This window comes from Microbacterium mcarthurae, from assembly GCF_046064585.1.
GTDB lineage: Bacteria > Actinomycetota > Actinomycetes > Actinomycetales > Microbacteriaceae > Microbacterium > Microbacterium mcarthurae.
Genome location: NZ_JAROCE010000005.1, coordinates 57083 through 70458, shown reverse-complemented (window position 1 = coordinate 70458; position 13376 = coordinate 57083). Strand labels below are relative to the sequence as shown.

Annotated in this window: 9 protein-coding genes; 3 read left to right on the top strand and 6 right to left on the bottom strand. The window is 68.7% G+C overall.

The genetic code is table 11. From position 1 onward, the window contains the following. Nucleotides 1-42: 42 nt before the first annotated feature. From P5G46_RS14165 to P5G46_RS14150, 4 genes are all read right to left on the bottom strand, one after another. Nucleotides 43-2367, bottom strand: coding sequence for a heavy metal translocating P-type ATPase (locus P5G46_RS14165; protein ID WP_408905925.1), 2325 nt, complete (start codon nt 2365-2367; stop codon nt 43-45). Then, nucleotides 2357-3352, bottom strand: a complete 996-nt coding sequence (locus tag P5G46_RS14160; RefSeq protein ID WP_408905924.1) for a heavy-metal-associated domain-containing protein — start codon at nt 3350-3352, stop codon at nt 2357-2359. The genes P5G46_RS14165 and P5G46_RS14160 overlap by 11 nt, the downstream gene beginning before the upstream one ends. A 1-nt stretch (nt 3353) precedes the next feature. Further along, on the bottom strand, nt 3354-3566 hold the full coding sequence (locus P5G46_RS14155; RefSeq protein ID WP_408905923.1) for a heavy-metal-associated domain-containing protein: 213 nt from the start codon (nt 3564-3566) through the stop codon (nt 3354-3356). Between the two features lie 66 nt (nt 3567-3632). Continuing rightward, a complete protein-coding gene (locus P5G46_RS14150; protein ID WP_408905922.1) occupies nt 3633-5051 on the bottom strand; it encodes an MFS transporter in 1419 nt (472 codons plus the stop codon). A gap of 189 nt (nt 5052-5240) precedes the next feature. On the opposite strand from P5G46_RS14150, the gene P5G46_RS14145 reads away from it, so the two are divergent. Then, entirely contained in the window at nt 5241-5780 is a 540-nt protein-coding gene (locus tag P5G46_RS14145) for a TetR/AcrR family transcriptional regulator (RefSeq protein ID WP_408905921.1), read from the top strand. Next, complete coding sequence (locus P5G46_RS14140; protein WP_408905920.1) at nt 5777-6979, top strand: FAD-dependent oxidoreductase; 1203 nt, start codon at nt 5777-5779, stop codon at nt 6977-6979. Before P5G46_RS14145 ends, P5G46_RS14140 begins: the two co-directional genes overlap by 4 nt. A 45-nt stretch (nt 6980-7024) precedes the next feature. Here P5G46_RS14140 and P5G46_RS14135 read toward each other — a convergent pair whose 3' ends face one another. After that, nucleotides 7025-8128 carry a DNA (cytosine-5-)-methyltransferase gene (locus P5G46_RS14135; RefSeq protein ID WP_408905919.1) on the bottom strand — a complete coding sequence of 368 codons (1104 nt, stop codon included), beginning with the start codon at nt 8126-8128 and terminating at the stop codon, nt 7025-7027. Nucleotides 8129-8342: 214 nt separating this feature from the next. Next, on the bottom strand, nt 8343-9599 hold the full coding sequence (locus tag P5G46_RS14130; protein ID WP_408905918.1) for a hypothetical protein: 1257 nt from the start codon (nt 9597-9599) through the stop codon (nt 8343-8345). A 161-nt stretch (nt 9600-9760) separates the two neighbouring features. Between P5G46_RS14130 and mobF the strand changes: the two genes are divergently transcribed. Next, the gene (mobF, locus tag P5G46_RS14125; RefSeq protein ID WP_408905954.1) at nt 9761-13300 is read left to right on the top strand and encodes a MobF family relaxase; all 3540 of its coding nucleotides are present in this window, start codon (nt 9761-9763) and stop codon (nt 13298-13300) included. Nucleotides 13301-13376 lie beyond the last annotated feature (76 nt).

Sequence of the window (13376 nt, the reverse complement as noted above, 5' to 3'; positions counted from 1 at the left end):
ATGTGTCCTTTCGGTAGTGGTGATGACAATGGAACGGGCGGTTCAGGCGTTCGCGGGTTCGCGTGCCGGTGCAGGAGCGCCGCCGGTTGGCGCGGTCTCGTTGTCGGCTTTGGCCTTGAACGTGCGCAGTCGCAGGCTGTTGGAGACGACGAACACGCTGGACAGCGCCATCGCGGCGCCGGCGAGCATGGGGTTGAGCAGCCCGAACGCGGCCAGCGGGATGGCGGCGGTGTTGTAGGCGAAGGCCCAGAACAGGTTCGTCTTGATCGTCCGAAGGGTGCGGCGCGCGAGCCGGATCGCGTCGGCCGCGGCGCGCAGGTCACCGCGCACGAGGGTGATGTCGGCGGCCTCGATGGCGACGTCGGTGCCGGTGCCCATGGCCAGTCCGAGGTCGGCCTGGGCCAGGGCGGGGGCGTCGTTGACGCCGTCGCCGACCATCGCGACGACCTTGCCCTCGTCCTGGAAGCGGGCGACGACGTCGACCTTGTCCTTCGGGAGCACCTCGGCGATCACCTCGGTGATGCCGACCTCAGCGGCGACCTGCTCGGCCACCGTCTGGTTGTCGCCGGTCAGCAGCACCGGCGTCAGCCCCAGCTCGGTGAACTGGCGGACCGCCTCGGCGGACGTGGGCTTGATCTGGTCGGAAACCACGAGCACGCCGCGCGCGGCGCCGTCCCAGCCGACCGTGATCGCGGTCTTGCCCTCGGCCTCGGCGGCCTGCTTGGCAGTCTTGAGGTCGTCGTCGAGGTGCTGGGACCACTCAGCGAGCAGCGACTCGCGTCCGGCGAGCACGGCGTGGCCGTCGACGACGCCCTGGACGCCCTTGCCTTCGACGTTCTCGAACGACTCCGGGGTGGGCAGGTCGCCGACCTCGGAGGTGGCGCCGGCAGCGATGGCTTGGGCGATCGGGTGCTCGGAGTAGTCCTCCAGGCCCCCGGCCAGGCGCAGCAACTCGGCCCGGTCGGTGCCGCCTGTGGTGATCACGTCGGTGAGGGTCATCTTGCCGGTGGTGACGGTGCCGGTCTTGTCCAGCACGATCGTGTCGACCCGCTTGGTGGACTCCAGCACCTCCGGGCCCTTGATGAGCACACCCATCTGGGCACCGCGGCCGGTCCCGACCAGCAGTGCGGTCGGGGTGGCGAGACCGAGAGCGCAGGGGCAGGCGATGATCAGCACCGCAACCGCGGCAGTGAACCCGGCCGAGAGCGGGAACCCTGCGCCGATCCAGGCACCGAGGGCGGCCACCGCGATCGCGATGGCGATGGGGACGAACACCCCGGAGACGCGGTCGGCGAGGCGCTGGATCTCGGCCTTGCCCGACTGGGCGTCCTCGACGAGCTTGGCCATCTGCGCCAGCTGGGTGTCCGAACCGACCCGGGTGGCGCGGACAACGAGGCGTCCGCCGGCGTTGACGGTCGCGCCGGTGACGGCATCTCCTTCGCCGACCTCGACGGGCACGGACTCTCCGGTGAGCATGGACGCGTCGATCGCGGAGCTGCCGGAGGTGATGGTGCCGTCGGTGGCGATCTTCTCACCAGGCCGGACGACGAACTCGTCCCCGACACGCAGCTCCTCGATGGAGATCCGCTCTTCCTTGCCGTTGCGGAGGACGGAGACCTCCTTCGCGCCGAGTTCGAGCAGGGCACGCAGCGCGGCTCCGGCGCGGCGCTTGGAGCGCTTCTCGAAGTACCGGCCGAGCAGGATGAACGTAATCACCCCCGCGGCGACCTCCAGATAGATGTGCCCGAGGCCGTCGGAGCGTGAGATCGTGAACTCAAACGGGTGGACCACGCCGCGGTCACCGGCGGTGCCGAAGAACAGCGCGATGATCGACCAGATCATCGCCGCGGTGGTGCCCACGGAGATGAGGGTGTCCATCGTGGCGGCACCGTGGCGCAGGTTCATCCAGGCGGCCTTGTGGAACGGCCACCCGGCCCACACCACCACCGGTGCGGCCAGAGCCAGGGAAGCGAAGCCCCAGTAGTCGAACTGCAGCGCCGGGATCATCGCCATCGCGATCACCGGGACAGCGAGCACCGCTGAGCCGATGAGCCGCTGGCGCAGGACACGCAGCTCGGCGTCCTCACGGGACTCGCCCTCATCGTCCGCGCCTTCGCCGGAGCCCTTGGTGGGCTTGGGGAGCTCGGCGGTGTAGCCGGTCTTCTCCACCTCCGCGATCAGCAACTGCGGGTCATAGCCGCCGGGGGCAGTGACGCTGGCCTTCTCGGTCGCGTAGTTCACGCTCGCGGTGATGCCGTCGAGCTTGTTCAGTTTCTTCTCGATCCGGTTCGCACACGACGCGCAGGTCATGCCACCGATCTGCAGCTCGATCCCCGCGACGGCGGTGCTGGTCTGGTCAGTGGTCATGGTCCTCGTCCTCGCTGTTCTCCTCGCCGGTGTCCGAGTCCTGCCCGGGCGCGGCCCCTTCACCATCGGCGCCGGTGGTATCGATCACCAGCGACGCGGTGCGGACCTGACCGTCGACCTGGAAGTCCAGGAACAGCAGATAGCGGCCTGCGGTGGGAGCGGTGGCCTCGAACACGATCTCCGGACCCGACGCCTGCCCGGCCCGAGGTGCCTCGCCGGGGGGATGGACGTGCAGGTAGGCCAGGTCGCCGTCGCGCAGCGCGACCAGGTGCCCAAACGCGCCCAAATACGGCTCCAGAACGGTGACCGGCTCACCGTCGCGGGTGATGGTCATGGTCAGCGCCGAGGACTCGCCCGCGACGAGGTCACCGGTCACCGCGACGTCGAACCCATCGACCGAGGTCTGCGCGGTCGGCTCCGCTGCCACGGTTTCGAAGTCGCCAGGCACCTGCACTGTGGTCGATAGCGTGATGCCCTCCCCGCCCTGGCCGGGGACGAAGTCCGCGAACACCCGGTAGGTTCCGGCCGCGTCCCACTGCCACGGAATCGACCAGGTGCCGTCGGCGTCCATCTCGGGGTGCACGTGCCGGAACTGCTGCCCGTCGGCGCGCACGACGATCAGGTGAAGCTCCTTCTCGTGTTCCAGCTCGACGTCGGTCACCGGTTGCCCGTCGGGTCCGGTGATCGTCAGCGACAGCTCACCGTCGGCGCCGGTCGCGCTCGGTGCGCTGAGGCCGGTGAGCTGGTAGCCGTCCTGTGCCACGCCGAGTCCCAGCGACGACGCCGCCGCGTCGTGGCCGGTGTGTCCGCCCTCGCCGTTCATGTCGTCTCCTTCCTCGTCGTCGTGCGCGGCGTGCTCGCCACTCTCTTCCGTCCAGGCCTGCACGGTCTCGGCGGGAACGACCGCGCCCGCCGTGGCGAACGCCACGGCGAACACGGCCACCAGCCCCGCGCCGTACAGGCCGAGCCGCGCAGGCGCCTTCATCTCAGCTCCTGACCGCGGTGTAGCCGGCCTCATCGACCGCCGCGATCACCGCGGCATCCTCGACCGGCTGCTCACTGGTCACGGCCAGCTGCCCGGTCTGGGCGCTGACTTCCACCCCGGTCACGCCCGGAACCTGCGAGACCTCAGCTCGCACCGATCCCTCGCAGTGTCCGCAGGTCATCCCGGTCACCTGGTACTCGGTCGTGGTTGCCATGATGCTCAACTCCTTCACTTATGTACGACTTGTACGCCTCGACCATATACCCCCAAGGGGTATTGATCAATGATGAGGTTCTGCCGCCCGCTCATGCGGCTTGGCAGGCCTCGGAATGGCGACAAGGGAAACCACCGCGGCGACGACGGCCGCTGCGGCGGCGAACCCGAACGCTTGCTGGAACCCCGACTCGCCGCCTCCCGCCGCAAGGCTGACCGCGGCGAGACTGGAGACCGTCGCGACGCCGATGGAGGCGCCGAACTCGTGGAAAGTACTCAGCAGGCCCGACGCGATGCCCGCCTCCTCCGGGCCGATCTGCCCCAGAGCAGTGGCCGAGGCGACCACGAACAGTGCGCCGATACCGAGGGCGCCGAAACTGACGCCGACCGTGGTTGCCACGGTGGTGGGCCACAGCGCGGGCACCGCGAGCCCGACCGCGGCAAACGCCATCCCGGCGACGCCGAGGGCGCGCGCCCCGACTCGGCCGATGAGACGCCCGCCGAGGTTGGCTCCGGTCATGGTGGCTGCGGCGATCGGCAGGAACAGCAGGCCGGTGGCCAGGGGGCCGTGGCCCGCGTGCTGCTGGAAGGAGAAGGTGCCGAGGAAGAATACGGCGACCATCAGCGCGGTGGCGATCATGATGACGAACACTCCGGCCCCCACAGGACGTCGCACCAGCAGGCCGAGGTCCATCAGTGGGGAGGCCGCGGCCTTCTGTCTCCACCCGAACAGCAAGTACAGGACGACCGCCGCGCCAGCTCCGATCAGCGTGTGTGTGCTGGTCCAGCCGTCCTCGCCCGCGATCGTCAAGGCGTAGATCGCCGACCCGGTCGCCGCTGTGACGAGCAGGGCACCGAGCAGGTCGAGCGAGGCTCGCTGCCCGGGCGCTGGAGGCAGAGGCGGTAGGACGCGGAGCAGTCCGAACAGCACGATGAGGCCGACGGGGATGTTGATGAAGAACACCCACGGCCACCCGGGCCCGGCGGTGATCAGCCCGCCGAGTAGCACGCCGACCGCGGCGCCACCGCCGCCGAGCGCGGACCAGATGCCCAGGGCGCGATTGCGCTCGTCACCGGTGAAGAGGCGGACCACGACCGAGAGGGCCGCCGGAGAGAGCAGTGCCGCTCCGAGGCCTTGGACGACGCGTCCCGTCAGCAGGATCGTTCCGTTCTCGGCCAGGCCTGCCAGGAGCGAGCCTGCCGTGAACGCGAACAGTCCTGCGTAGACGATCGGCTTGGACCCGAACAGGTCCGCGCTTCGCCCGCCCAGCAGCATCAGACCGCCGAAGGTGAGGGTGTAGGCGGCGACCACCCAGGTCACAGCCTCGCGCGACAGGCCCAGCTCGATGGTCATCTGCGGCAGGGCGACCGCAACGACCGTCACGTCCAGGATCAGCATGAACTGCGCGGTGCCCAACAGGGCTAGTGCCAGCCATCGTCGTGTGTGGGTGCCCGCAGCGTCCGTGGGCGAAGCGTTGGTCGTCATCGCGACTCCTAACTCAATCAGGGGTGTACGGGTTGTAACCGCTACACTATCTCATGCATTCCCGTACGAGTTATGAGGTGGCATATGCCAACGAAGAAGGACACGACCAGGAGTGGCTCCCGCGGTGCGGCCGCGACCACACCGCGGGCGGCGAATCAGCGTGCGGACGCGCAGCGGAACCGGGCGAAGATGTTGGCCGCGACCGTGACCGCGATCCGCAAGGACCCCGACGCCTCGGTGGCCGACATTGCCGCCGAGGCCGGCGTGGGCCGAATGACCCTGTACGGGCACTTCCAGAACCGAGCCGAGCTGATCGACGCCGCCCTGGCCGAGAGCATCGAACGCGGCGAGGAGGTCCTGAGCGAGGTCTCCCTGGACGGCGACGCGGGCGAGGCGTTCCGTCGCCTGGTCGCCTCAAGTTGGTTGCTCGTCGACCAGTCACGTGCCCTACTGGCAGCCGCGCAGAAGGAGCTCCCCGCCGCCCGCATCCGGGAGATGCACGAGAAGGCCGAGGCTCGCATGCGGGATCTGCTGCTGCGCGGCCAGCGCGAGGGTGCGTTCCGCAGCGACCTGCCGGTGACCTGGCTGCTCACCACCACTCACGTCGTCATGAACGGCGCAGCCGAGGAAGTCCGCGTCGGACGCCTCGATCCCGACGACGCGCCGTGGTTCATCGACGCGATCCTCATCCCCGCCTTCACCGCCGGCGCCGCGTCCGACCCGCGATGACCGGCCTCACGGTCGGGGTCATCGGCGCAGGTGCGGCTGGAGTCTCCGCCGTCAAGACCCTGCGCGCCCACGGTGTCGACATCGATATCGAGCTATTCGCGCGCAACGGCGAAACGCCTCACAACCGAACCCTGGTCAACAAGGGTGTGGCGATAGGACTGCTCGAGCCTCACCAGACCAACCTCCCCCCGATAGGAGTCCAGACCAGCGCGTACACCGTCCGCGGCATCGACCCCCGCATCCGTCGTGTCCACCTCGACTCCGGCAACAACCGGGCCTTCGACGCGCTGATCGTCGCCACGGGCAGCCGTCCTCGCCCGCTCGACGACACGATCGTAGGACGCGACCAAGCCCTCAGCGCCGGCCGGCTGACGACCCTGCACTCCCTTACCGATGCCATCCGCGTGCGCGACCTGCTCGCCACCGCCGACCCCGCACGCGTCCTATTCCTCGGCGGCGGCCTGGTCGCCTCGGAGACCGCCTCGCTGCTCACCGACGCTGGGCACAACACCGTCCTCATCGCCCGCTCGGCCCTGCCGGGTGCCAGCGCCATCGGTGACGACGCCGCTCGTCAATTGCTCGACCTGCACCGGCACCATCACGCCGTCCATCTGGGACGCGACGTATGCGCAATCCGCACCCATGCGGACCACATCACCGTCGTGCTCGACGACGACACCAAGGTCGAAGGCGACCTCGCGATCGTGGCCCACGGCACCCTCCCCGCCGCGCCAGCCCCGTGGACCGGCCCGGGCGGCATCGCCGTTGACAACCGGCTGCGGACCCTGTCCGCCCCGGATCAACGCATCTACGCCGCAGGCGGCGTCGCCGTGCACCACTATCCCGGCCGCAGCTCCTACCGCATCGATCACTGGGACGATGCCACCGCACAGGGCGCGCACGCCGCCAAGACGCTGCTTCACGACCTCGGCCACGGCGACGACCCCGGCGCCTACCTTCCGGCCTCCACTTTCTCCGCACGCATCCACGGCCGCACTCTCACAGGAGCCGGCCACCCAGCACTCGCTTCCTATACGCGCGTGATCTCTTCCGAACCCCTGGTCGTAGGCCACTGCCTCGGCGATGACCTTGTTGCGCTCACCGGTATCGACGTGACCGCTGCAGTTCGCCAGTGGGTCTCGCGTCTGCACGCCGCCCACCGGTCTGAGCTATCGGACGCCCAAGCGGGTCGTCGGTAGGCCGCCAGCGAAGGAGATACCGCACATGGGCCTCGCGATCCGTGACTATCTCCACATGGTGTCCAGGGCCTGAACTGCCTGAAGCGGGAGGACGCCGTTGCCGAGGGCAGCGAGTTGCTGATTGTCGGTGAGCCCATGATCCGGGTTGGTGACCCAGCCTGGTTCGAGTCCCATCAGCCACTCCACGAACTCTGGCGCGGGCCGTGGCCCCTTCGCCTCGCTCAGGAGCGCTGGTGCGGGGGCGGGTCGGCCGGTGATGTGTTCCCATCGGGCGATAGCTGGGGCGTAGTGTCCCCAGCGGTGAAGATGTCCTCGATCAGCGACCACAGGGTCTCCGAGTCGTCGCTCTGCGTCGGCGAGCCATGCGGTCCGTGTAGGGCGAGGTCGATGATCTGATGGCTTAGCGCGATCGTGCCCCGACGGGATCGCACCTGTTCCAGGCTCTCGCCGCCGCGGGAGGAGTCCGAGGCCAGCGGGGTCCGGAACAGGACGGTGGGCGAGGACGAAGACGCGGAACCTTTGATGCGGTGCGCCGGTGGAGGATGCCGGTAGGCCGATCCATCGCGCATCGCGCCGCAGGTCGGCCAGGTCTCCCGCCACGGCGCCAAACGCCCTGAGAGGTCGGGCTGCATCGTCTCCCAGATGCCACGGGTCGGGTTCCATCTCGCGAAGGGTTGCACTCGCATCGCTGGCGGGGGGTGCGGTGGCGGGGTTGCTTCGGGCATCGGTTGCTCCTTCGGGGAGGTTGCGGACCGCCGGTGCGGAGAGCAGGCCGCGGACGTTCTCGATCACCACGAACTCCGGTTGCAGCGCATCGATCGCGGCCGCCATGTGCGACCAGAGCCCGGAGCGGGTGCCAGGCGCGAGGCCAGCCTGCTTACCGACGGTCGAGACGTCCTGACATGGAAAGCCGCCGCAGAGGATGTCGACCGGTGGCACGTCGCGCCAGTCGATGGTGGTGACGTCGCCCAGGTTCGGCGCGTCGGGCCAGTGGTGGGCGAAGACACGGGCGACGGGTTCGTTGATCTCGGAGAACCAGATCGTCTCGGCGTCGAAGACGTGCTCGACGGCCAGGTCAAGGCCGCCGTATCCGGAGAACAGCGACCCGACCCGCAGACGACGGTCCCCGGAAGGGGTGTGGTCGTGCATGAGGGCTCCGGCAGTTCGGTGATCCCGGACCCGAGCCCCTCACGGAGCTCATCGCCGGGCTGATCACCTGCCAGGTGCACGACCCCGCTCAATCGCCGTCGATGCCTCGCCGACGACACTGCTAGGCACACCCACTCCCGCCCCTCGGGCTGGCACCGATCTGCCTCTCGCTCAGCCCGCCATCGGAGTCGCCACGCGTCTTGCAGGTCGTGGTCTATGCGACGCCGAAGTCGGGTGAGGCTGCAACTCGGCAGGCGCGAAGCACTTGTGCGAGTGTTGACAATGCATCGAAGACCCCCAGTGTCTGTCCGAGGAAGTCGAGGTAGCTCATCCCAGAGGGGTCCGTGTCGCTGACAACGCGGCCGGTCTGGAGATCGTGGTGCGCCGTGGCATGGCCGATCGCGTTGCGGCGCTTGTTGTTCAGAAGTTCCCCGAGTGACTCCCATCCCGGAACCTGAGCCGCGTAGGCGATCTTGTGAGCATTTGCGAGCCTGTCGAACTGCGTGAGGCTTCGAGCCTGCTTGTTCGCCGGCACACTCTGGGGGTGATCGCTCCCGAAGTCATCGGGGGTGCCGCGCTTCACTGTGTTTTGCGCGGCGACGAGCGGCCAGATGCATTTGGATGCAAGCTCGAAGCCTTGCTGGTAGAGGTCCCTGACGGTTGAGAACTCGTCTCGATAAAGCACAAGGTTCTCGAACTCAGCCTGCTCTGCCGGCCCGACGAACCTGACGAGCAGTCCCATTTCCCAGGACTCGTGCCGTTCGACGAAGCGGTTCAATTCGGTGAAGAGGTCTCGTTCTAGCGCAGCCGACTCCTTGCCCCGCTCCCGGAAGGCAACGAGGTGCTCCTCATTGCGATTCATCGCTGCAGTGTGCTTTCTGGCGAAGCGATCGATGACCGTGGCCGAGTGGTTGCCCGTGGTACCCGCGATCATCGTGGTCACCGTGCCCATCGCCTGGTAGGCGACGCTCGTTCGCTGATGCGCCTTGCTCGGCTCCCAGTCGAGCCCGAACTGCTCCTTTGCGATGCGCGTGAACATTTGCATGTTGCCCTGAAGGTAGTACTGGAAGAGCATCCGAACCCGAGGCCACAGGAGTCGTCCGGCGTCGAGTGCCTGATGCCTCTCCGTCTCGAACTCCGTGAACACGTGGTCGCCGAGAATCCGTGCGAGGGTCAACGTCGGAAAGGCGCCGCTCGGAGCGAACGAATCGGCCTCATACAGCGAAGGCACGAACGGGTTGATCGTCACGACACGAGCGCCTGGCAAGTCCGGTTCGGCGCCGTTCACCACCTCGCATTCGAGATTGATCCTGTGGTTCTCGAGCTCCGTTCCTGACATGGAGCCTCGGATCGGCAAGCGACAGTGAGGGCACGGAAGGTAGAACCGGGTTCCGCTTGTCGGCTCTACCCCGAGCCGTGCGACGAAGACCTCCTCGCAGCCGGGGCATTTCAGGTGGTAGCGGGAGATCATGCATTCACGATAGCCAGGCACGCATTGCTCGGGCAGCCCGGTTTCCAGACCCTCGGGGCCTTGGCGCTCCAGCGTGCGTCGGGGCGCCGGACGCGCTGCTTCGGTGGGTATCCGCTCACCTCATGAGAGAAGTGGCGAAGGCAGGTGCTGTGACGGTCTCGATGCGCGTGATGAGCGCCGGCGACGGCTACAAGTACCTGCTGCGCACGGTCGCCGCCGGGGACGGTGACAGGTCGCTCTCCACACCGTTGACCCGCTACTACGCAGAGGAGGGCAGCCCGCCAGGGCGCTGGCTCGGCGCGGGCGTCGCCGCGCTCGGTGGGATGGTCGTGGAGGGCGATCAAGTGTCTGAGTCCCAGCTCCAGCTCCTGGTGGGGATGGGCCGGCACCCTGTTACCGGCGAACCCCTCGGCCTTGCTTATCCCGCCTACAAGACCGTGGCCGAGCGCATCTCAGAGCGTGCCGCCGCCCTCGACCCGATGCTCGGTCCAGTGTCCCGCGCGGAGGCGGTCGCGCAGATCGAGGCGGAGGAAGCTGCGCGCGGGACGCGGCGCGCGGTCGCGGGGTATGACTTCACGTTCTCGATCCCGAAGTCCGCGAGCGTGTTGTGGGCGGTCGCGGATGCGGGGATGCAGGCGTTGATCGCGGATGCGCATCATGCGGCGGTTGCGGAGGTGGTTGCGTTCATGGAGCGGGAGGTTGCAGCTACCCGCACTGGCGCAACCGCCTGCAACGGAGCCGTCGCACAGGTCGATGTCCGGGGTCTCGTCGCCACGGCGTTCGATCACTACGACTCTCGCGCGGGTGACCCGCATTTGCACACGCACGTCGTCATCTCGAACAAGGTGCAGACCGTCCTCGACGGCAAGTGGCGCTCCCTGGACGGGCGCCCGATGCACGCCGCCACGGTCGCGCTCTCGGAGCTGCACGAGGCAGTGTTCACCGACCACCTGACACGTGCTTTCGGCGTGGAGTGGGAGGCCCGCGGCATGGGGCGAGACCGCAACCCTGCCTGGGCGGTGACTGCGGTGCCGGAGGAGCTGGTGGCGGAGTTCTCCTCCCGCTCCCGGCACATCGACATGGAGAAGAACCGCCTCATCGCGGAGTACGTCGAAAAGCACGGCCGGCAACCCTCGACGGCGACGATCATCAAGCTCCGCGCCCAAGCCACCCTCACCACGAGACCGGACAAGCAGGTCCGATCCCTCGCCGACCTCACCGCCGAATGGCGGGAGCGCGCCGGCTGGCTGCTCGGCACGGATGCGACCGCGTGGGCGCGGGGCGTGACCGCGAACGAGGCGCCGTTGCTGTTGCGAGCGGACGACATCCCGCTGGACGTGATCGCGTCCCTCGGCCAGTCGGTCGTGGAGGTCATGGGCGAGAAGCGATCCACCTGGCGACGCTGGAACCTCACGGCCGAAGCTGCCCGGCGGACGATGGGCTACCGCTTCGCCTCAACCGTTGATCGAGAGGCGGTCGTCGGGCTGGTCGTGGACGCCGCCGAGGCCGCCTCCCTCCGGCTCACCCCACCGGAACTCGCGTCGAGCCCGGTGACGTTCCGGCGGCCGGACGGCACGAGCGTGTTCCGGCCGAAGCACTCCACCGTGTTCTCCTCCGAGCTGCTGCTGGCGGCCGAAGACCGCCTCCTCGATCGCGCTCGCACCACCACCGGTCCGACCGTGCCCCTCGCGGTGATCGAACGGATCGCCGCCCGCCCGGATCGGAAGGGGCACACCCTCGGCGACGACCAGACCGCCGCGCTGGCAAAGATCGCCGTCTCGGGCCGCATCGTCGATGTCCTCGTTGGCCCTGCTGGGGCGGGGAAGACAACGGCCATGTCCGCGCTGCGGCGTGCGTGGGAGCACGAGCACGGCGCCGGCAGTGTGGTCGGGCTCGCGCCGTCTGCGGTGGCCGCGCAGATCCTCGCCGATGACCTCGGCATCCAGACGGAGAACACCGCGAAATGGTGGGAGGTCCATCAACGCACCGGCGCCACCTTCCGCGCAGATCAACTCGTGATCGTGGACGAAGCGTCGCTGGCCGGCACCCTCTCCCTGGACCGCATCACGAATCTCGCCGCCGAGGCTGGGGCGAAGGTGCTGCTGGTTGGCGACTACGCGCAGCTCCAGTCCGTCGATGCCGGCGGCGCGTTCTCTCTGCTCGTGCATGACCGCGAGGATGCCCCCGAGTTGGTCGACGTGCACAGGTTCACGAACGATTGGGAAAAGACCGCCTCGCTCGGCCTGCGCCACGGCCACGTCGAGGTCATCGACACCTACCTGGACCACGACCGCATCCACGGCGGTGAGACGAAGACGATGATCGATGCCGCCTACGCCGCCTGGCGGGCCGACCGGCAGGCCGGACGGGCGACAGTGCTGGTCTCCGACTCGAACGAATCCGTCCAGGCGCTCAACCAGCGCGCCCGCACGGACCTGATCCTCGACGGCGCCGTGGACGCCCGCCGCGAAGTCGAGCTGCACGACGGCACTCATGCCGCGGTCGGGGATACCGTCATCACCCGGCGCAACGACCGTCGGCTCCGTGCCGGGAGAGGCTGGGTGCGCAACGGCGACAGGTGGACGGTCACCGAGGTCCAGGTCGACGGCTCCCTCACCCTCCGCCGCGCCGACCGCAAATGGGGTGCCGCGGTCGTGATCCCCGCCGCCTACGCCGCCGAGCATCTTGACCTGGGCTACGCCGTGACCTCCTACCGGGCGCAAGGCATCACGGTCGACACCTCGCACGTGCTGGTCGACGCAGCCATGACCAGGGAGAACCTGTACGTCGCGCTCACCCGCGGACGACAGACGAACGTCGCTTACGTCGCCATCGACAAGCCCGACGACTCCCACCAGGGGCCGCATCCGGGCGACAATACCGAGGCCACCGCCCGAAGCGTGTTGCACGGGGTGCTCCAGCACGTCGGTGCCGAGCTCTCCGCACACGAGACCATCACCACCGAACAAGACGCCTGGGCGAACATCGGCCAGCTCGCTGCCGAGTACGAGACGCTGGCGGCCGCAGCGCAACGGGACAGGTGGGCGCTCATGGTCCGAGCATCCGGTCTCACCGAGGAGGAGGCCGAGGACGCGATCGCCTCTCCGGCGTTCGGAGCGCTGACCGCCGAGCTCCGCCGCGCCGAGGCCAACCACCACGACATCGAGACGTTGCTGCCGCGCCTCGTGCGGGCGCGCGGGTTCACGGATGCCGATGACATCGCCGCCGTCCTCCACTACCGCGTCGCCCGCGTCACCGCGAGGCCAGCCGGTTCGGGGCGTGCTCGTAAGGCACCGCGCCTGATCGCCGGCCTCATCCCCGAAGCCACCGGCACCATGAGCGGCGAGTTCCGGCAGGCGCTCACCGAACGCCGCGACCTCATCGAGACCCGCGCCACCGCGCTCCTCGACACCGCCCTCAACGAGAAGCAGACCTGGACCAAGGCGCTCGGTGCGCCACCGAAGGATGCCAAGACCGCGGCGACCTGGCGGCGCCTCGCACGCACCATCGCCGCCTACCGCGACCGCTACGACATCACCGAGGCTACTCCGCTCGGCACCCCGGCCGCCGAGGACGATGCGCAGAAGATCGACGCCGCCCGAGCCAAGGCCGCCCTGGACCGGGCACGCAGCCTCGTGCGGGGAGCGGGGGAGGAGCCGCAGCGTTGGCTGGAACGGGAGCCGGTTCGCCGCGCGCTGTGAGTCCGGTGCCCTTCTCGATGTCCGGCGGCCGTCGTACAGTGGAGGACGAGGCGGCCTCTATATTGGCGCTGTCGCT

Bases quoted from the DNA above. Each gene is read 5' to 3' on its own strand.
- P5G46_RS14150 (WP_408905922.1), bottom strand. From the start codon at position 5,051: ATGACGACCAACGCTTCGCCCACGGACGCTGCGGGCACCCACACACGA.
- P5G46_RS14155 (WP_408905923.1), bottom strand. From the start codon at position 3,566: ATGGCAACCACGACCGAGTACCAGGTGACCGGGATGACCTGCGGACAC.
- P5G46_RS14165 (WP_408905925.1), bottom strand. From the start codon at position 2,367: ATGACCACTGACCAGACCAGCACCGCCGTCGCGGGGATCGAGCTGCAG.
- P5G46_RS14135 (WP_408905919.1), bottom strand. From the start codon at position 8,128: ATGCACGACCACACCCCTTCCGGGGACCGTCGTCTGCGGGTCGGGTCG.
- mobF (WP_408905954.1), top strand. From the start codon at position 9,761: ATGCGCGTGATGAGCGCCGGCGACGGCTACAAGTACCTGCTGCGCACG.
- P5G46_RS14160 (WP_408905924.1), bottom strand. From the start codon at position 3,352: ATGAAGGCGCCTGCGCGGCTCGGCCTGTACGGCGCGGGGCTGGTGGCC.
- P5G46_RS14130 (WP_408905918.1), bottom strand. From the start codon at position 9,599: ATGATCTCCCGCTACCACCTGAAATGCCCCGGCTGCGAGGAGGTCTTC.
- P5G46_RS14140 (WP_408905920.1), top strand. From the start codon at position 5,777: ATGACCGGCCTCACGGTCGGGGTCATCGGCGCAGGTGCGGCTGGAGTC.
- P5G46_RS14145 (WP_408905921.1), top strand. From the start codon at position 5,241: ATGTTGGCCGCGACCGTGACCGCGATCCGCAAGGACCCCGACGCCTCG.